We start from the raw sequence: 18,786 nt of genomic DNA on the forward strand, positions 1-18,786 counted from the left end.
TAAGGACCTGCCTGCCATGACCGCCAAGCCCGTGCACAACGGATTCCGGATGCCCGCCGAGTGGACGCCCCACGAGCGCACCTGGATGGCCTGGCCCAGCCCGAACCCGACCTTCACCACCGAGCAGGAGCTCACCGAGGCCCGCGAGGCATGGGGGGCCGTCGCCCGCGCGGTGCGCGCGTACGAGCCCGTGACCCTCGTGGTCCGCCCGGGCGACGCCGAGAACGCCCGGGCGATCGCCGGCGCCGGCGACGGCCACCCGCTCGACGTCGTCGAGCACGCGCTCGACGACGCCTGGATGCGCGACATCGGCCCGACCTTCGTCACCGACGGCGCCGGTGAGCTGGCCGCCGTCGACTGGACCTTCAACGGCTGGGGCGCCCAGGAATGGGCCCGCTGGGAGCACGACGCGAAGATCGCCCGGCACGTCTCGGACGTGCTCGGCACCCGCACGTTCAGCACCCCGCTGGTCAACGAGGGCGGCGCGATCCACGTCGACGGCGAGGGCACCGTCCTGCTCACCGACACCGTCCAGCTGGGCAAGGGCCGCAACCCCGACTGGACCCGCGAGCAGGTCGAGGCCGAGATCCACGCCCACCTCGGCACCACCAAGGCGATCTGGCTGCCGTACGGCCTGGCCGGTGACTACGGCACCTACGGCACGCAGGGCCACGTCGACATCGTCGCGGCCTTCGCCCGTCCCGGTGTGGTCATGGTCCACACCCAGCCCGACCCCTCCCACCCGGACCACGAGCGCTGCAAGACCATCGCGGCGATCCTGCGCGCGTCCACCGACGCCGCCGGCCGGCGGCTGGAGGTCGTGGAGATCCCCGCGCCGACCGTGCTGGAGGAGGACGGCGAGTGGGTGGACTACTCGTACATCAACCACTACCTGTGCAACGACGGCGTCGTGCTGTGCTCCTTCGACGACCCCCGCGACGAGGAGGCGGCCGAGATCTTCCGCGGCCTGTTCCCCGAACGGACCGTGACCCTCGTCGACGCACGTACGATTTTCGCCGGGGGTGGCGGTATCCACTGCATCACCCAGCAGCAGCCGAAGGTCTGACCTACGGCGGACCTCACGAAGGAGCGGCGCATGGCGGCGGGCGGAGTACCGGTACGGGCGGCGCGCAAGAACGCGCCCCCGCGCGAGGACGTACTCGTCGCCGCCATGGCCACGATCGCCGAGCGCGGCCTGGACGGCCTGACCATGGCCGGCCTGGGCCGCGAGGTCGGCATGAGCAGCGGCCACCTCCTCTACTACTTCCGCAGCAAGGACGAGCTCCTTCTCCAGACCCTGGAGTGGAGCGAGGCCGAACTGGGCAGTGCGCGCCGCGCCGTGCTGGCCCGCCGCGGCCCGGTGGCCGAGCGACTGCAGGCGTACGTGGACCTGTACGTGCCCACCCGGGCCCGCGACCCGCACTGGACGCTGTGGCTGGAGGTGTGGAACCGGTCCCAGAACGCCGGTCCCCAGGAACGCGACCGGCAGGCGGCCATCGAGGGCGCCTGGCACCGCGACCTGGTGGCGCTGCTCGCCGAGGGCATCTCGCGCGGGGAGTTCCGCCCGGTGGACGCCGAACGCGTGGCGACCCGCATCCGGGCCCTCCTCGACGGATTCAGCATCCAGCTGGCGGTGGGCCTCCCGACGCTCGACCGGACGGCCATCCTGGCCCACGTCCGCGAGTTCCTCACCGACACCCTGTCCGTGCGGCCGTAGCCGTTCCGCCACGGACGGGCACTGCCCGCATCGTGAGATGCCCGTCCATCCGCGGCGAGGGGTGTGGCACACTGCGAGCGTGCCTGCTCAGCTCATGATTATCGCCAGCAGCGCGCCGGTCCCCAGTGGCCGCTGAACCGTGGAAGAACTTCGCGGAAGCGGCCACCGTGCCTCGGACCCGCGTGCAGACCTCTCGCTACCCGCGAGAGGTTTTTTCGTTTCCCGGACCATCCCAGCCGGGACCGTACTGCGCGCGATGATGGGGGCAGTGGCGGCGGCCTTCCCATGGGCGGGTTTCCGGAACCACTCATCCGACAGGAGTCAGATCAGCATGACGACGACACCAGAGGCGGCAACAGCGCTGTCCGGAGGCCTGGACGACAGCTTCCACGTCTTCGACACCACCCTGCGCGACGGCGCCCAGCGTGAGGGCATCAACCTCACGGTCGCCGACAAGCTGACGATCGCGCGCCATCTGGACGACTTCGGAGTGGGCTTCATCGAGGGCGGCTGGCCCGGGGCCAACCCCCGCGACACCGAGTTCTTCGCCCGCGCCCGCGCGGAGATCGACTTCAAGAACGCCCGGCTGGTGGCCTTCGGCGCCACCCGCCGGGCCGGCGGCTCGGCGGACCAGGACCCGCAGGTGCGGGCCCTGCTGGAGTCCGGCGCCCCCGTGATCACGCTCGTCGCCAAGTCCCACGACCGCCACGTCGAGCTCGCCCTGCGCACCACTCTGGACGAGAACCTGGAGATGGTCAGGGACACCGTCTCCCACCTGGTGGCCCAGGGCCGCCGCGTCTTCGTCGACTGCGAGCACTTCTTCGACGGCTACCGCGCCAACGCCGAGTACGCGAAGTCCGTGGTGCGCACCGCGTACGAGGCCGGGGCCGACGTCGTCATCCTCTGCGACACCAACGGGGGCATGCTGCCCGCCCAGGTGTCGGCGACCGTCGCCACCGTCCTCGCCGACACCGGCGCCCGCCTCGGCATCCACGCCCAGGACGACACCGGCTGCGCCGTGGCCAACACCCTGGCCGCCGTCGACGCCGGCGCCACCCACGTCCAGTGCACCGCGAACGGCTACGGCGAGCGCGTCGGCAACGCCAACCTGTTCCCCGTCGTCGCCGCACTGGAGATCAAGTACGGGCGCAAGGTGCTCCCCGACGGCGCGCTCGCCGAGATGACCCGGATCTCGCACGCCATCGCCGAGGTCGTCAACCTCACCCCCTCCACCCACCAGCCCTACGTCGGCGTCTCCGCCTTCGCGCACAAGGCGGGCCTGCACGCCTCGGCGATCAAGGTGGACCCGGACCTCTACCAGCACATCGACCCCGAGCGGGTCGGCAACACCATGCGGATGCTGGTCTCCGACATGGCGGGCCGCGCCTCCATCGAGCTCAAGGGCAAGGAACTCGGCGTCGACCTCGGCGGGGACCGCGCGCTGATCTCCCGGGTCGTGGAGCGGGTCAAGGAGCGCGAGCTCCAGGGCTACACCTACGAGGCGGCCGACGCCTCCTTCGAGCTGCTCCTGCGGGCCGAGGCCGAGGGGCGGGCCCGCAAGTACTTCCGCATCGAGTCCTGGCGGGCGATCGTCGAGGACCGCCCGGACGGCACCCACGCCAACGAGGCCACGGTGAAGCTGTGGGCCAAGGGTGAGCGGATCGTCGCGACGGCCGAGGGCAACGGCCCGGTCAACGCGCTGGACCGGGCCCTGCGGGTGGCGCTGGAGCGGTTCTACCCGCAGCTCGCCAAGTTCGAGCTGGTCGACTACAAGGTCCGCATCCTGGAGGGCACGCACGGCACGGCGTCCACGACCCGCGTGCTCGTCGCCACGACGGACGGGGTCCGTGAGTGGTCCACGGTCGGCGTCGCCCCCAACGTGATCGCCGCCTCCTGGCAGGCGCTGGAGGACGCGTTCACCTACGGCCTCCTGCACGCGGGCGTCGAACCGGCGGAGTAGGCACCGTCGGCGCAGGTCAGCACTGGTCGTCGCGGTACTCGCGGAACTCCTTCCGCCTCATGTCCCGGTCGCCCGCCCACACCTCGCCGGGCTCCGCCCCGGCGAGGTCGTCGGCGTCGAAGGACACCACGCCGCGGACGGTCCACCAGCCGGAAGGGCAGGCGAGGAGCCACGCCGTCCGGACCTGGGCTCCCTTATGCCCCTTTCACACGGGAAAGTACTGGTTCGGGTAGCGTCATGGATATGAGGACCAGGCTGATATCCGTACGTTGGGGATCGTTGCTCTCCGGTCTGCTGCTGGCCCTCGGCGCGACCACCCTGGCGGCCGCGCCGCAGGCATCGGCCGACACCGGAGTAGCCGCCGTGGCGGAGGCCCTCAAGGAGGGTCCCGTGTACGTCGACCCCCGGGCCGCGGCACAGCTGCCGAAGGCCGAGGCCGACGCGCTCGCCGAGAAGATCAAGGACGCCGGGAAGCCGGTCTTCGTGGCCGTGCTCCCGGCCACCGCGGACTTCCCGCAGGACAAGGTGCTCGCCGCGGTCCGCGCGGAGACCGGCATCACCGGGCTCTACGCGATCCGGCTCGGCGACGGCTTCGACGCCGGCGCGGACCGGGCGGTCATGCCGGCCAACGCCGTCCGCAACCTCACCGAGGCGGTCAAGACCGGCGTCCCGGTCGACGCGAGCACCCAGCTCAACAACTTCGTGGACCAGGCCCTGTCCCAGACCCGGGGCAGCGCCCCCGACTCCTGGGGCACCACGGGCGCCGACGCCGGCGTCCCGGTGGGCGGGCTGGTGACCCTCGGGGCGGTGGCCGCGATCGGCGGCGGCGGCGCCTACGCGCTGGTCCGCCGGAACCGGAAGCAGAAGGAAGAGGCTCGGCGCGAGGCCATCGAGCGGCTGAGCGTGGTCGTCGACGAGGACATCACGGCCTTCGGCGAGGAGCTGGAGCGCCTGGACTTCCACCCCGGCGAGCCCGGCGCCGACGACGCCATGCGCGCGGACTACGAGCGAGGACTCGACTCGTACGAGAAGGCCAAGCAGATCATGGCTTCCGTCGAGCGCCCGGAAGAGGTCACCGGGGTGACCCAGGCCCTGGAGGACGGCCGGTACGCCCTGGCCTGCCTGGACGCGCGCCGGACGGGCCGGCCGGTGCCCGAGCGCCGCGCGCCCTGCTTCTTCGACCCGCGCCACGGGCCGAGCACCGAGGACGCGACCTGGGCCCCGGCCACCGGGGCGGCCCGTACGGTGCCCGTCTGCACGGCGGACGCGGTGCGGCTGCGGGACGGACTCGACCCGGCCGTGCGCACGGTCGACACCGATCACGGACCGCGGCCGTACTACGACGCCGGCCCGGCGTACGGACCCTGGGCCGGCGGCTACTTCGGCGGCGGCATCCTGCCCGGCCTGCTCATGGGCACGATGCTCGGTTCGATGATGTCCACCCCCGCCTACGCCGCGGACTACGGCGGCGGCACGGACGGTGGCTACGAGGGCGGGGACTTCTCCGGGGCCGACTTCAACCCGTCCGACTTCGGGGGCGGGGACTTCGGCGGCGGAGGCGGATTCGACGGGGGCGGCTTCTAGACCGCGCCGCCCCCGGGTCGCCGTGCGGCCGGTCAGGCCTGCTTGATGGCGGAGATGTCGAAGGTCAGCTTCACCTTGTCGCTGACCACGACGCCGCCGGTCTCCAGCGCCGCGTTCCAGGTCAGGCCCCAGTCGGAACGCAGGATGTCCGCGCTGCCCTCGAAGCCGACGCGCTGGTTGCCGTACGGGTCGGTGGCGGAGCCGTTGAACTCCAGGTCGATGGAGAGCGGCCGGGTGACGTCCTTGATGGTGAGGTCGCCGGTGATCCGGTAGGTGTCCCCGCCGAGGAACGCGGCCTCGGTGGAGCGGAAGGTCATCAGCGGGAAGGCCTCGGCGTCGAAGAAGTCGCCGCTGCGCAGGTGGCCGTCGCGGTCGGCGATGCCGGTGTCCACGGAGGCGATCTTCACGTCGATCGACGCGGTGGAACGGGACGGGTCGGAGCCGTCCAGGTGCAGGGTCCCCTCGTGGTCGGCGAAGGAACCGCGGACGTTGGTCACCATCGCGTGGCGGACGGTGAAGCCGATGCTGCTGTGGGCCGGGTCGATAGCGTAGTCGCCGGTGAGGGCGGCGAGCGCCGGGTCCACCTCCAGGGTGGCGACGGCGGCGGTGTTGTCCTGGTTGCGGCGGTTGAAGAGGCCCATGACCTGCTCCTCGATAGGGGTTCCTGTGCGGGGGACGCCGAAGCTGTTGAATGTTCAACGACTTCGACACCCACGACAGTAGAGCGATTATGTTCAAATTTCAACCACCTCCCTGGGTGGCGGCGATTTCTGTGAAGGTCCTACAAACGCGGATGGCCCCGTCTGGCGGAGTCCTTAATTCCCAGGGCTGTTCTGTGCGGGCCGGACAGCGGAAGACTCCCGAGACTGTGCGGAATGAACGGAGGTTTTTCATCACGATCTTCGTAAGGTCGGTACATGACCGTTGTGGACCAGATCCCGAGCGAGCCGACGGACGCCCGTGGGCGCGTGGCCGAGCTGCACTCCCTGCGCGAGCAGGCGCGGCGTGGACCGAGTGACCGTGCGACCGAGGCCCAGCACGCGAAGGGCAAGCTGACGGCGCGCGAGCGCATCGCACTGCTCCTCGACGAAGGGTCCTTCAGGGAGGTCGAGCAGCTGCGCCGCCACCGTGCGACCGGCTTCGGCCTCGAGAACAAGAAGCCGTACACCGACGGTGTCATCACCGGATGGGGCACGGTCGAGGGCCGCACGGTCTTCGTCTACGCGCACGACTTCCGGATCTTCGGCGGCGCCCTGGGCGAGGCCCACGCCACCAAGATCCACAAGATCATGGACATGGCCATCGCGGCCGGTGCCCCGCTGGTCTCCCTCAACGACGGCGCCGGCGCCCGTATCCAGGAGGGCGTCTCCGCCCTCGCCGGCTACGGCGGCATCTTCCAGCGCAACACCAAGGCCTCGGGCGTCATCCCGCAGATCTCGGTGATGCTCGGCCCGTGCGCCGGCGGAGCCGCGTACTCCCCGGCCCTGACGGACTTCGTCTTCATGGTCCGTGACACCTCGCAGATGTTCATCACCGGCCCGGACGTGGTCCGCGCGGTGACCGGCGAGGAGATCACCCAGAACGGCCTCGGCGGCGCCGACGTGCACGCCGAGACCTCGGGCGTCGCGCACTTCGCGTACGACGACGAGGAGACCTGCATCTCCGAGGTGCGCTACCTCATCTCGATGCTCCCCTCGAACAACCGCGAGAACCCGCCCGTCCACGAGACGAGCGACCCGGCGGACCGCCGCAGCGAGGTCCTCCTGGACCTGGTCCCCGCGGACGGCAACCGCCCGTACGACATGCACAAGGTCATCGAGGAGCTCGTCGACGACGGCGACGTCCTGGAGATCCACGAGCGCTGGGCCCGCAACATCATCTGCGCCCTGGCGCGCATGGACGGACAGGTCGTCGGCATCGTCGCCAACCAGCCCGCCCACCTCGCCGGCGTCCTCGACATCGAGGCCTCCGAGAAGTCCGCGCGCTTCGTCCAGATGTGCGACGCCTTCAACATCCCGATCATCACGCTGCTGGACGTCCCCGGCTTCCTGCCGGGCGTCGACCAGGAGCACGGCGGCATCATCCGCCACGGCGCCAAGCTGCTGTACGCGTACTGCAACGCCACCGTCCCGCGGATCTCGCTGATCCTGCGCAAGGCCTACGGCGGCGCGTACATCGTCATGGACTCCCAGTCCATCGGTGCCGACATCACCTACGCCTGGCCCACCAACGAGATCGCCGTGATGGGCGCCGAGGGCGCGGCCAACGTCATCTTCCGCAAGCAGATCGCGGACGCCGAGGACCCCGAGGCCATGCGCGTGCGCATGGTCAAGGAGTACAAGTCCGAGCTGATGCACCCGTACTACGCGGCCGAGCGCGGCCTCGTCGACGACGTCATCGACCCCGCCGAAACCCGCGAGGTGCTCGTCAGCGCCCTCGCGATGCTCCGCAACAAGCACGCCGATCTGCCGTCCCGCAAGCACGGCAACCCGCCGCAGTAACCGCGAAGGAGATCTGCCACCCCATGACCAACACCTCTGCCACCCTGCTCCGCGTCGAGAAGGGCACCGCAGCGCCCGAGGAGCTGGCCGCGATCACCGCGATCCTGCTCGCCCGAGCTGCCGCCACCCCCGAGCAGACCGCTGTCCGGATGCCGCGCCAGGCCGGCTGGCGCCGCCTGGAGCGCACCCCGGGCTTCCGCGCCCCTCACAGCTGGCAGGGCTGAGCCCCCGGCTCACGAAAGCCGCCCAGAAGGCCCCGCACCCGTCCAGGGTGCGGGGCCTTCCGCGTACCGTCGCGTGCCTACCACCGCCCTACTGGGCCCCGGGGGGAGCCACCCATGGCGAAGGCCCCCGCGTCGTGGACACAGGGGCCTGTCGGATGCGCGGCGGTTCCTACCGCAGGCGCGCCATGAGGGCGTGCTCGACGAGCGTGATGAGCGCGCTCTTGGCGTCCGCGCGGTGGCGGGCGTCGGTGGTGATGATGGGAGCGTCCGGGCCGATCTGCAGGGCCTCGCGGACTTCCTCCGGCGTGTACGGCTGGTGTCCGTCGAAGCCGTTGAGCGCGATGACGAAGGGCAGGCCGCTGTTCTCGAAGTAGTCGACCGCCGGGAAGCAGTCGGCGAGGCGGCGCGTGTCGACGAGCACGACGGCGCCGATGGCGCCGCGGACCAGGTCGTCCCACATGAACCAGAAGCGGTCCTGGCCGGGCGTGCCGAACAGGTACAGGATCAGGTCCTGGTCGAGCGTGATGCGTCCGAAGTCCATGGCGACCGTGGTGGTCGTCTTGTCACCGGTGTGGGTGAGGTCGTCGATGCCCGCGCTCGCGGACGTCATGACGGCTTCGGTGCGCAGCGGGTTGATCTCGGACACGGCTCCGACGAACGTGGTCTTGCCCACGCCGAAGCCGCCCGCCACCACGATCTTCGCGTCGTCGCCGCCGGGCTGGTGAATGGCGACAAGGCCCGCCTCCGCCAGGTCGGCTACGAGGATGCGGGCGACACCAAGAGGAATGGAGAGGAGTGCCGAGATCTCCGCGACGGATTTGATCTCCTGGCACAGGCGGCAGATGCGCTGGTGCTCGGGCAACTGCCCTTGCAGACGAGCGGGATCCGCCGTGGTACTGACCAGCGCCTCGATGGCGAGCTGGTAGCGCGGCCGAGTACGGCCGCCGGTCATCGCGTACGGGCGCACCAGCGGGTTGTGGGCCTTCGGGGCCGACTGCCGCGCGGCGCGCGGAGGCGCCTGCGCGGGCATCTGGGGCTGCTGGGGCTGCTGGTGCTGCCCGTACTGCTGGTAGGGGTTCTGCTCCGGCATGGGCCGACTCGGCGCGGAGGGGAAGTTGAAGCGGTTCTGGTCGTGCCCACCCTGCGGCTGCTGCGCGCCGCCATAAGGATGTCCTCCGGGTGTTGTCACGTCTCCTCCTCCGACTCCAAGAACGCAGTACTCCCTGTGGAACCGCGCCACCGCACCCTACGGTGCGATGGCGCGAAACGCACTGCCTGTTTGCTAGTTGAGAAGGCTTCCCTGCAGTTCGGCGCGCAGGTCCGGGGTCAGGACACTGCCCGCACGATCCACCAGAAGGGCCATCTCGTAGCCCACGAGGCCGATGTCGCACTCCGGGTGCGCCAGCACCGCGAGGGACGATCCGTCGGAGACGGACATCAGGAACAGGAAGCCCCGGTCCATCTCGACCACGGTCTGGTTGACGGCGCCACCCTCGAAAATGCGGGAGGCACCGGCGGTCAGCGAGGTCAGTCCGGAGGCCACGGCCGCCAGCTGATCGGCGCGGTCGCGCGGAAATCCGTCGGACATCGCCAGAAGAAGGCCGTCGGCGGAGACCACCACCGTGTGCGACACCCCGGGGGTGTTGTCCACGAAATTGGTGATCAACCAGTTCAGGTTCTGTGCCGCCTGGCTCATCGGGCTCACACTAACGCTCCTGGTCATAGCTGTTACTTGACTGCTCAGTACCCGCGCTGCGTCCCTGCTGGACACCCCGCCGCAGGTTGCTCAACCTGCCGCGGACGTCCTCCGGAGCGCGGGAGACCTGGGGGCCGCCCTGCGGGGTCGTCTCCGCTGCGCCCTCGACCAGGTTGGCCTTGGGCACGCGCCGAGGGAGACCGGACGGGGTGACCCCGCCCGCCTTCGGCTCACGGAGTTTGGCGGCCTGCTGCCAGCGCTCGTCGTTGCCCGAGCGCCAACCCGTGCCACCGTCCTGGTCCTGCCCCGGCGCCGCGGCCTGCCGCTGACGCTGCGGCCGCTGCTCGAAGAGGGACCCGGGGGACTCCGCTTCCTGCTGTGCCGGCTGCCACTGCTGCTGGCTGCCGCGTCGCGGCAGGCCCGCTCCGGTCATTTCGTGACCGGTGTCGGCAGCGGCGCCCGGACGGTCGAAGCCTACGCGGTCCGCGGCCGGTTCGGGGACGGCCTGGGATTCCGATTCAGTCCCGTAATCCTGCTGGTAGGCAGCCGGATACGTGTTCTGCTCGGGCCACTCGGCCTGCGCCGACTGGGCTTCGTAGCCGCCGTCGTAGCCCTGAGTGCCCGACTGCTGGTCCGGGTAGCCGTCTTCCGTATAGGCGTAGTCCTGCTGCGGGTACGCCTCGTACCCCTGGTCCGGGCCCTGTCCGTCGTACGCGGGTTCGTATCCCTGCTCGGACTGCTGCTCGTAGCCCTGGTACGGCTGGTAGCGGTGTTCAGGCTGGGGTTCCGGATAGTCCTGGCCGCCGTGGGTGCCCTGGCCGTCCTGGTCGGGGTACTGCTGCTCCTGCGGGAAGCCGACCTGGGCCTCCAGCGCGGCGCGCCGCTCCTCGCGGCCGAGCGAACGCCCGACCGGGTCGAGGCCGCGCGCCTCGCCGCCCTGCTCGTAGCGCGAGTCGTCGAAGCCGAGCTCCGCGGCCGTGCGCATCGGGGCGGCCTGCTGGGCCTTCTGCTCCGGAATGATCTGCGAGACCGTGAAGTCGTCGTCCGGGATGCCCTCGCCGCCGCCACCGTGCGTGATGGCGTCGGGAAGCATGATCAGCGAGGTGGTGCCGGCCGCCTCGCCCGAGGGGCGCAGCTGGACGCGGATGTTGTGGCGGTCCGCCAGCCGGCCGACCACGAACAGACCCATGCGCTGCGAGATCGCGGCGTCCACGGTCGGCGGGTTGGCGAGCTTGTGGTTGATGTCCGCGAAGTCCTCGGCGGTCAGGCCGATGCCCTTGTCGTGGATCTCGACCATCACGCGGCCGTCGGGCAGACGCGTGGCGTTGACGCGGACCTTGGTCTGCGGGGAGGAGAACGTGGTGGCGTTCTCCAGCAGCTCGGCGAGCAGGTGCACGAGGTCGGTCACGGCCTGGCCGTGGATCTCGGCCTCGGAGACCCCGGAGAGCTCGATGCGCTCGTACTGCTCCACCTCGGAGGAGGCGGCGCGGAGCACGTCCACGAGGGGCACGGGCTGGTCCCAGCGGCGTCCCGGCTCCTCACCCGCGAGGATGAGGAGGTTCTCGCCGTTGCGGCGCATACGGGTGGCCAGGTGGTCCAGGCGGAAGAGGTTCTCCAGCTGGTCCGGGTCGGCCTCGTTGTTCTCCAGGTCGGTGATGAGGGTCAGCTGGCCCTCGATCAGCGACTGGTTGCGCATGGAGAGGTTCGTGAAGATCGCGTTGACGTTGCCCCGCAGGAGCGCCTGCTCGGCGGCGAGCCGGACCGCTTCCCGGTGGACCTGGTCGAAGGCGCGGGCGACCTCGCCGATCTCGTCCTGCGAGTCGATCGGGATCGGGTGGACACGGGTGTCGACCTTGCCCGGATCGGTGCGCGAGAGCTGGTCGACGAGCGACGGCAGGCGCTGCTCGGCGATGTCGAAGGCGGCGGTGCGCAGGCGGCTCATCGCACGGCCCATCTGGCGGGCCATCATGCCGGCCAGAATGAAGGCGGCGAGGAGGGCCACGACCACGATGGCGCCGTTGGTGATGGCGTCGGTGCGGGCGTCGTCGGAGACCGCGACGGCGTCGGTGACGGCCTTCTCGAGGAGTTCCTTCTCGATCTCGTCGTAGCCGTCGAACTTCGCGGTGGCCGCGTACTGCCAGGCCGCCGGCGTGGTGCCGCCCTCGATGACCTTCTTCTTGGGCTCACCGCTGGCGATGGCCTCGGTCATACCGGTCAGGATCGACTTGTTGACCGGCGAGACCGGCGGGGACTTGAAGGGGGTACCGGCCTGCTCGGCGGCGGCCTTGGCCTCGGCGAGCTTGGCGGCGCCCTCTTCGGACTTCTTCCCCATGACCGTCTTCAGGCGGGTCACGTCCTCCTCGGTACCCGCCGCGACGTACTCGCCGATGGCGATTTCCTCGAGGTAGGCGTAGGAGGAGAAGGCGACGAGCTGGGCCTTGCGGGTGTTCTCGTCGTTGCTCGGGCGCACCAGCAGGTGCGTGCCGACGGAGCGCTGGAGGGAGTTCGCCGCCTTGGCCAGCTGGATCGCGTAGACCATGCGACCGTACGAGGTCACGTTGCCGGTGCCGAGACCGAGCTCGTTGGCGAACTGCATCAGGTAGTGCTGGACCGTGACGTAGCCCTCTTCGGTCGGGATGGGGCCGAACGAAGCGGGCGGGTTCTTCTTGGGGCTCTCGATCCCGGCCTGGTACGCCGTCTGACGGACGTCCGTCAGCTTGGGCTCCTCGGTGCGGAAGAGCTCCAGACGCCGCTCCATGCCCTGGTTCTCGGGCAGGTCCTGGACGACCTTGTCGAACTTCTCCTTGGCCGCGGTGGTCGCCGCGTAGGCCTTGGTGACCTTGTCGTCCTTGGTGAGGCCGTTCAGGAGCGGCTCGGCCGTGAGGTCACGCTCGTTGAGCAGTGCCTGGCTGTATTCCGAGGCTGCCTGGACGACCCGGGCTATCTGCTCGGCGTCCTTGGCCTCGTTCCACGTGTCGACCGAGCCCTTCACCTGGAACCCGCCCATGACCAGGCCCACGAGGGCCGGTACGAGCAGGATGGCGTTCAGGCGGGTCGGCACGCGCCAGTTGCGGGGGGAGAACCGGCTGGTGCTCCCGCTCTTCACAGGCGGTTCCACGGGCACGTCGGCGGGCGACGCGGCCGCTCGCGGCGGCGGGGTGAAGTTGCCGCGCGCGGGTTCATCCGCGGGGCTTGCGTTGCTTCGCCTCACTCGACCAACAACCTCTCGGCGGTGCTACTAGCTAGTTCGTTGAATTCCAGCACGGTTGACGGTCCTGTTCCAAACAGTTGAAATCCGCGGGTTCCAGAGACTTACGCCTCACATAAACCGGACATAAAGAGCGTCCTGCGGCAAAAGCCGGGGTGGTTGTGAGCGCAGCGGTACCGTCCGAACGCATCCCGTTGCCGATCGGCTTCAATTCTCTGTCGAAACGTTATGAACGACAGGGGCGGGCCGTGTCATACGACACAGCCCGCCCCTCCCGTGCGGCAGTTGGAGCTGCTCCGCTACTTGAGCCGTGCCATGAGGGCGTGCTCGACGAGCGTGATGAGCGCGCTCTTGGCGTCCGCGCGGTGGCGGGCGTCGGTGGTGATGATGGGGGCGCCGGGGCCGATCTGCAGGGCCTCGCGGACCTCCTCGGGCGTGTACGGCTGGTGTCCCTCGAAGCCGTTGAGCGCCACGACGAACGGCAGGCCGCTGTTCTCGAAGTAGTCGACCGCCGGGAAGCAGTCGGCGAGGCGGCGCGTGTCGACGAGCACGATGGCGCCGATGGCGCCGCGGACCAGGTCGTCCCACATGAACCAGAAGCGGTCCTGGCCCGGAGTACCGAAGAGGTAAAGGATCAGGTCCTGGTCCAGCGTGATGCGTCCGAAGTCCATGGCGACCGTGGTGGTCGTCTTGTCACCGGTGTGCGTGAGGTCGTCGATACCGGCCGAGGCGCTGGTCATGACGGCTTCGGTGCGCAGCGGGTTGATCTCGGACACGGCTCCGACGAACGTGGTCTTGCCCACGCCGAAGCCGCCCGCCACCACGATCTTCGCGGGCGTGCCGCCGGCCTCTCCGTTGCCCGGCTGGTGGATGGCCACCATGCCGGCCTCCGCCAGGTCGGCGACGAGGATGCGAGCCACACCGAGCGGCATGGAAAGCAGCGCGGAGACCTCGGCGACCGACTTGACCTCACGGCACAGCGTGCAGATGCGCTGGTGCTCGGGGAGCAGGCCGGACAGGTGCATCGGATCGGCGGTGGTGCTGACCAGCGCCTCGATGGCGAGCTGGTAGCGGGGCCGGGTCCGGCCGCCGGTCATCGCGTAGGGACGCACCAACGGCTGATCGCCTTCCGAGTACGAATCTCCGTACGCATCGGGGTAGGCGGGGGGCGGGGTCATGGATCCTCCGGGCTGGACAGCAGTGGTCAGCGTGCCGTCTGACGGGGCGGCCGGTGGGGGGAACGGTATGACGGCCTGGCGGTGGTACTGGATTCCGGGGCGGGGGCCCCGGTCTCCCGGCCGGTAGTACCGTCCGGCCGGGAGAGGGGAAGTCAGCCGAGCAGGCTTCCCTGCAGTTCGGCACGCAGGTCCGGGGTGAGGACACTGCCCGCGCGATCCACCAGAAGAGCCATCTCGTAGCCCACGAGGCCGATGTCGCACTCCGGGTGCGCCAGTACGGCCAGCGAGGATCCGTCGGAGACGGACATGAGGAACAGGAATCCCCGGTCCATCTCGACCACCGTCTGGTTGACGGCGCCGCCCTCGAAGATGCGGGAGGCACCGGCGGTGAGCGAGGTCAGTCCGGAGGCCACGGCCGCCAGCTGATCCGCGCGGTCGCGGGGGAATCCGTCGGACATCGCCAGAAGGAGGCCGTCGGCGGAGACCACCACCGTGTGGGACACCCCGGGGGTGTTGTCCACGAAGTTGGTGATCAACCAGTTCAGGTTCTGTGCCGCCTGGCTCATCGAACTCAACTATCGCTCCTGCTGGTAAGTGGGGTCGATGTGGTAACTGCCGGTCGCCTGGCTGTTGTTGCCAGCCTGACGGCCCTGCTGGATACCGCGTCGGAGGTTGGTCAGACGGCCGCGGACGTCGTCCGGCGCCCGGGAGACCTGCGGACCCGCCTGCGCCTCGGCCTGCTGCTGCGCGGTGCCGGCCACGAGGTTCGCCCGCGGGACCCGGCGGGGCAGCCCCGAGGTCGTGATTCCGCCGGCGGCGGGCTGGCGCACGCGCTCGGCCTGCCGCATCAGCTCGTCGTTCGGCGAGGACTTCCAGCTGACGGTCGGCATGGCGCCGGTCGCCGTCTGGGAGGACTCGGCCGCCGGCTCCTGGCCGCGCTGCGGCAGCTGCTGCTGCGGAGCAGGGGCCGACGGAGCGGACTGCTGCGGCTGCTGGGGTACGGCCGGGACCTGCGCGGGGGGCTGCTGACCCTCCTCGCGGAACCAGTTCGACTCCAGCGTGTCGAAGATCGGGCTGCGGGCGTCGCCGGCGTTCTGGGCCGGGGGCAGCGCCTCCGGCCGGTGCGCCTGCGGCAGCCGCGGGGCCTCGGGCCGCGCCGGCGGTACGGGTGCGTACTCGCCGCCCTGCGGGGCCTGCGGCTGCTGCGGGGCCTGCGGCTGGCGCGCGAACCCGCCGACGCCGGGGCCGCCCGGCCGCTGGGGCTGGTAGCCGGGGCGCTCGAACTGGCCGGTGGAGGACGGGTCGATGGGGCCCCGTACGTCCGGACGCTCGAACTGGCCGGTGCTGCTGCCCGTGCCGTCGCCCTGGGGCATCGGCGCGTTGAAGTCCGGGCGCGCGAACTCGGCCGTCGAGCCGGGGCCCGAGAGCTCGTCGTGGCCCCGGGCCTGGTCGGAACCCCAGCTGGTGGTCTGCGGGCCGGGCAGCTCCGGACGGGCGCCGGCGGCGCCACCCCGCGGCGGCAGCTGCGGCCGCGGACCGCCCGGGGCCGCAGCCCCGGGACCGGGCTGCTGCTGGGCCTGCTGGGCCTGCTGGGCCTGCGGCTGCTGCGGCTGCTGCGGACGCTCGAAGCCGTTGCCCTGCTGGAAGGCGGAGGCACCGGAGGGCGCCGGACGGCCCTGGGGACCGTTGCCGAATCCCACGCTGGGCACCGGACCGCGGGTCGGCAGCGGAGCACCGGCGCCGAAGGCGCCCTGGCCCTGGCCGGCGGTGGTCGGACCGCCCTGCTGGGGGCGCGCACCGGGAGCACCGGGAGCACCGGGACCGCCCTGCGGGCGTCCGCCCTGCGGACGCTGGCCGGCACCACCGTCGCGGCCGGGCAGCGCGGCACGCTGACCGCCGCCGACCTGACCGCGCTGCGGGCCCTGGCTCACGGAGGGGCGTCCGCCCGGACCGGGCACGGAGGCCTGGGCACCGGGGCCGCCCTGGGCGCCGCCCGGGCCGCCCTGGCCCGGCGTCGGGCCCGGCTTCTTGCCGCCCTGGGCGACGTCCACCGGGAGCATGACGAGGGCCGTCGTACCACCCGAGTCGGAGGGGCGCAGCTGGATGCGGATGCCGTGTCGCAGGGACAGGCGGCCGACCACGAACAGGCCCATGCGCCGGGAGACGGAGACGTCCACGGTGGGCGGCGAGGCGAGTCGCTCGTTGATCGCGGCGAGGTCCTCGGGGGAGAGACCGATACCGGTGTCGTGGATCTCGACGAGCACGCGGCCGTCGGGCAGCGCGTGACCGGTGACCTTGACCTTGGTCTGCGGGGAGGAGAACGAGGTGGCGTTCTCCAGCAGCTCTGCGAGCACGTGCACGAGGTCGTTGACGACGCGGCCGGCGACGTCGGTGCCGGGCACCGAGGCCAGCTCGACGCGCTCGTACTGCTCCACCTCGGACGCGGCGGCGCGGAGCACGTCGACCAGCGGGACGGGGCGGGTCCACCGGCGGCCCGGCTCCTCGCCCGCGAGGACGAGGAGGTTTTCGCCGTTACGGCGCATGCGGGTCGCGAGGTGGTCGAGCTTGAAGAGGGAGGACAGCTGGTCCGGGTCGGCCTCGCGCGACTCCAGTTCGGAGATGAGCGAGAGCTGACGCTGGATGAGGCCCTGCGAGCGGCGCGAGAGGTTGGTGAACATCGCGTTGACGTTGCCCCGCAGGAGGGCCTGCTCGGCGGCGAGGCGGACGGCCTCGCGGTGCACGTCGTCGAACGCCGCGGCCACCTGGCCGATCTCGTCGCGGGTGTGCAGGCCGACCGACTCCACGGACGTGTCCACGTCCTGCGGGTCGGACTCGGAGAGCTGCTTGACGAGCTCGGGCAGACGGTCCTGGGCGACGCGCGTCGCGGTGTCCTGCAGGCGGCGCAGCGAGCGGATCATCGAGCGGGCCATGACGAAGGCGCCGACGAGGGAGACACCGAGGACGAGGAGGATCAGGGCACCGTTGATGATGGCGTCCTGCTGGGCCTCGTTCTTCAGCTCACGGGCCTTCTGCTCCATCTCCTCGAGCAGGGTCAGCTCGATGACCTTCATCGCCTGGAGCTTGGTGCCGTCCGCGTCGTACCAGTCCAGCCAGGACCGGTTCTTCTCGCGGAGGAAGGCGTCCTGGCTGGCCAGCACGCGGCGTGCGTAGTGGTCGGCGCTGGAGATCTCGGAGTTGCTGTCGCCCAGACCGGCCAGGAGCTCCTCGGTGCGGCCCTGGTAGACGAGCTCGAAGGTGGTCTTCGCCTGCTGCTCGCCCTTCTGCGCGGAGAGGGCGTAGAGGCGGTCGTTCTCCTCCAGCTTGCCCTGCTTGTCCGAGGTCTCGGGGAGCGAGGCGGCGATGATCGCGCGCTGGATGGAGGCGTATTCCTTGGCGGCGGAGAACGCGGCCAGGGCACGCGTACGCTTGATCATCTCCGGGTTGGAGGTGGCCTGCGCCATGTCCTGGGAGAGGGAGAGCAGCGAGACGATCATCGCGTTGTACTCGCTGACGGTCTGCTGGGCGCCGTTGATGTACGCCTTGTCCCGGACCGTCTGGATGTTCGCGATCTGACGGCCGATCTGCAGCACGTTGTTGCGGATCGACTTGAGGGTGTCGTCCTTCTCGCCGGTGCTGTCGACCTTGTCGGTCGCGGCGGCGAAGGCCTTGGCGGCGGTGTCGGTCTGCGCGCGGGCACCGTCGACGCTGCTGTTGCTCTTGCCCTTGGAGAGCGAGAGCGGACCCGCGGAGAGGTCGCGCTCCTCCTGGAGCATGGCGGCCAGGTTGGTGGCCTGCCGCGTCATCGTCGTCAGCAGCTGCATGTGCTCGAGCTGCGCGATGTCATTGAGCGAGTCGTTGATGCGGAAGCCACCGAGCGTGGTGGCGGCGACGACCGGCAGGGTCAGCAGCGACACGAGTCGCGTGCTGATGCGCCAGTTCTGCATGGCGAGGCGGGAGCCGGGCCCACTGGGGGCCTTCGGTATCGCCGCGTCCTGCTCAGCCGGCCCGGCCTTGTCCTTGGACTTGGCCTTCAGGCTCTTCACGCGGCCCTTCGCCTTCACCGCTGCCGAAGCGTCGGGGCTCGCGCCTTCGACAGCCGGCCCGCGGTTCTGGGCGTGCTGGGGCGAGGAGCCACGGTCGGTCCCGCCACGCGGCTCCTGCTCCGCCGCAGCGCTGCCATCCCTCTTGAATCGTCCCTGCACTAGCGTCGCAACCTCTGGACCAGGCGTCCCGCCGGGTGACCGGCGGAACGGTGTCGAGTCGTGGGGCACTTTCGGCCCCATGGTGGTCGTCGGTGACCGGCGCGTCTCCCTTTCTCTCCGCCGCTCGGCGCTGAAGTCGCGCCACCTGCGCGCCGGACTGAGTCCCGCGGCGGTCCCGCGAATTCCAGCACAGTGGCGGATCTCCAACAAGGTGCGCGTGTCGGCCCGGAGAGTCGGTCACGGCTCGTAACAGACGCACTACGCGATGTGCGACCGCATTCGGTTGAAATCGGACTTACGCCATCCAAACAACACGGCTGGCAAGGTGTCCCAGTCGCGATGATCAGGAGCGGAATGGCGCATTCAGTGGTGCAATGTCCGTTTCGGCGGGTGTGATCGGCTGTCCGTTATGGAATTAATGTCCGGTCACGGGTGAGCAAACTCACATAGCCGTGGCCATTACTTCCCGGTTCGCCAGGGGATTCAGATGTTTAGCCTTGCCCCTTGAAGGGTTGG

The 18,786-nt window shown here is 70.4% G+C and carries 13 protein-coding genes and 1 pseudogene; 6 read left to right on the forward strand and 8 right to left on the reverse strand.

The annotated features are described in order from the left end of the window. Positions 1-16 precede the first annotated feature (16 nt). From IH80_RS0106605 to IH80_RS0106625, 4 genes are all read left to right on the forward strand, one after another. Positions 17-1,066 carry an agmatine deiminase family protein gene (locus IH80_RS0106605; RefSeq protein ID WP_037879075.1) on the forward strand — a complete coding sequence of 350 codons (1,050 nt, stop codon included), beginning with the start codon at positions 17-19 and terminating at the stop codon, positions 1,064-1,066. A 30-nt stretch (positions 1,067-1,096) separates the two neighbouring features. After that, a complete protein-coding gene (locus IH80_RS0106610; protein ID WP_030958481.1) occupies positions 1,097-1,717 on the forward strand; it encodes a TetR/AcrR family transcriptional regulator in 621 nt (206 codons plus the stop codon). A gap of 331 nt (positions 1,718-2,048) precedes the next feature. Continuing rightward, complete coding sequence (gene cimA, locus IH80_RS0106615; RefSeq protein ID WP_030958483.1) at positions 2,049-3,677, forward strand: citramalate synthase; 1,629 nt, start codon at positions 2,049-2,051, stop codon at positions 3,675-3,677. A 243-nt stretch (positions 3,678-3,920) separates the two neighbouring features. Next, positions 3,921-5,261 (forward strand): hypothetical protein, encoded by a 1,341-nt coding sequence (locus IH80_RS0106625; RefSeq protein ID WP_030958485.1) that lies wholly within the window; start codon positions 3,921-3,923, stop codon positions 5,259-5,261. 32 nt (positions 5,262-5,293) lie between these two features. Here the strand turns inward: IH80_RS0106625 and IH80_RS0106630 are convergent, their stop codons facing one another. Beyond that, on the reverse strand, positions 5,294-5,902 hold the full coding sequence (locus IH80_RS0106630; RefSeq protein ID WP_030958487.1) for a YceI family protein: 609 nt from the start codon (positions 5,900-5,902) through the stop codon (positions 5,294-5,296). Positions 5,903-6,178: 276 nt separating this feature from the next. Here IH80_RS0106630 and IH80_RS0106635 point away from each other — a divergent pair, with 276 nt between their 5' ends. Together IH80_RS0106635 and IH80_RS0106640 are read left to right on the forward strand one after the other, a co-directional pair. Further along, positions 6,179-7,762, forward strand: a complete 1,584-nt coding sequence (locus tag IH80_RS0106635) for an acyl-CoA carboxylase subunit beta (protein WP_030958489.1) — start codon at positions 6,179-6,181, stop codon at positions 7,760-7,762. Positions 7,763-7,785: 23 nt separating this feature from the next. Next, positions 7,786-7,986: an acyl-CoA carboxylase subunit epsilon gene (locus IH80_RS0106640; RefSeq protein WP_030958490.1), complete on the forward strand. Its 201-nt coding sequence runs from the start codon at positions 7,786-7,788 to the stop codon at positions 7,984-7,986. Between the two features lie 169 nt (positions 7,987-8,155). Here the strand turns inward: IH80_RS0106640 and IH80_RS45285 are convergent, their stop codons facing one another. The 7 genes and pseudogenes from IH80_RS45285 to IH80_RS0106670 form a co-directional block, all read right to left on the reverse strand. After that, positions 8,156-8,737 carry an ATP/GTP-binding protein gene (locus IH80_RS45285; RefSeq protein ID WP_199819225.1) on the reverse strand — a complete coding sequence of 194 codons (582 nt, stop codon included), beginning with the start codon at positions 8,735-8,737 and terminating at the stop codon, positions 8,156-8,158. A gap of 15 nt (positions 8,738-8,752) precedes the next feature. Next, positions 8,753-9,076, reverse strand: a pseudogene (locus IH80_RS46790) (DUF742 domain-containing protein); the annotation flags it as partial. Between the two features lie 192 nt (positions 9,077-9,268). Beyond that, positions 9,269-9,682, reverse strand: a complete 414-nt coding sequence (locus tag IH80_RS0106650; protein ID WP_030037347.1) for a roadblock/LC7 domain-containing protein — start codon at positions 9,680-9,682, stop codon at positions 9,269-9,271. Between the two features lie 10 nt (positions 9,683-9,692). Then, positions 9,693-12,893: a nitrate- and nitrite sensing domain-containing protein gene (locus tag IH80_RS0106655; RefSeq protein ID WP_030958492.1), complete on the reverse strand. Its 3,201-nt coding sequence runs from the start codon at positions 12,891-12,893 to the stop codon at positions 9,693-9,695. Positions 12,894-13,189: 296 nt separating this feature from the next. Further along, positions 13,190-14,068, reverse strand: coding sequence for an ATP/GTP-binding protein (locus IH80_RS0106660; protein ID WP_078906355.1), 879 nt, complete (start codon positions 14,066-14,068; stop codon positions 13,190-13,192). 152 nt (positions 14,069-14,220) lie between these two features. Continuing rightward, entirely contained in the window at positions 14,221-14,634 is a 414-nt protein-coding gene (locus tag IH80_RS0106665) for a roadblock/LC7 domain-containing protein (RefSeq protein ID WP_030846990.1), read from the reverse strand. A gap of 9 nt (positions 14,635-14,643) precedes the next feature. Further along, positions 14,644-18,270, reverse strand: coding sequence for a nitrate- and nitrite sensing domain-containing protein (locus IH80_RS0106670; RefSeq protein ID WP_030958496.1), 3,627 nt, complete (start codon positions 18,268-18,270; stop codon positions 14,644-14,646). Between the last annotated feature and the right edge of the window lie 516 nt (positions 18,271-18,786).

It is taken from the genome of Streptomyces sp. NRRL S-378 (assembly GCF_000720645.1).
In the GTDB taxonomy this organism is placed as follows: Bacteria; Actinomycetota; Actinomycetes; order Streptomycetales; family Streptomycetaceae; genus Streptomyces.

What these genes read in the sequence shown, in the direction of transcription:
- IH80_RS0106605 (WP_037879075.1), top strand. Translation starts at nt 17, where the DNA reads ATGACCGCCAAGCCCGTGCACAACGGATTCCGGATGCCCGCCGAGTGG.
- IH80_RS0106610 (WP_030958481.1), top strand. Translation starts at nt 1,097, where the DNA reads ATGGCGGCGGGCGGAGTACCGGTACGGGCGGCGCGCAAGAACGCGCCC.
- cimA (WP_030958483.1), top strand. Translation starts at nt 2,049, where the DNA reads ATGACGACGACACCAGAGGCGGCAACAGCGCTGTCCGGAGGCCTGGAC.
- IH80_RS0106625 (WP_030958485.1), top strand. Translation starts at nt 3,921, where the DNA reads ATGAGGACCAGGCTGATATCCGTACGTTGGGGATCGTTGCTCTCCGGT.
- IH80_RS0106630 (WP_030958487.1), bottom strand. Translation starts at nt 5,902, where the DNA reads ATGGGCCTCTTCAACCGCCGCAACCAGGACAACACCGCCGCCGTCGCC.
- IH80_RS0106635 (WP_030958489.1), top strand. Translation starts at nt 6,179, where the DNA reads ATGACCGTTGTGGACCAGATCCCGAGCGAGCCGACGGACGCCCGTGGG.
- IH80_RS0106640 (WP_030958490.1), top strand. Translation starts at nt 7,786, where the DNA reads ATGACCAACACCTCTGCCACCCTGCTCCGCGTCGAGAAGGGCACCGCA.
- IH80_RS0106650 (WP_030037347.1), bottom strand. Translation starts at nt 9,682, where the DNA reads ATGAGCCAGGCGGCACAGAACCTGAACTGGTTGATCACCAATTTCGTG.
- IH80_RS0106660 (WP_078906355.1), bottom strand. Translation starts at nt 14,068, where the DNA reads ATGACCCCGCCCCCCGCCTACCCCGATGCGTACGGAGATTCGTACTCG.
- IH80_RS0106665 (WP_030846990.1), bottom strand. Translation starts at nt 14,634, where the DNA reads ATGAGCCAGGCGGCACAGAACCTGAACTGGTTGATCACCAACTTCGTG.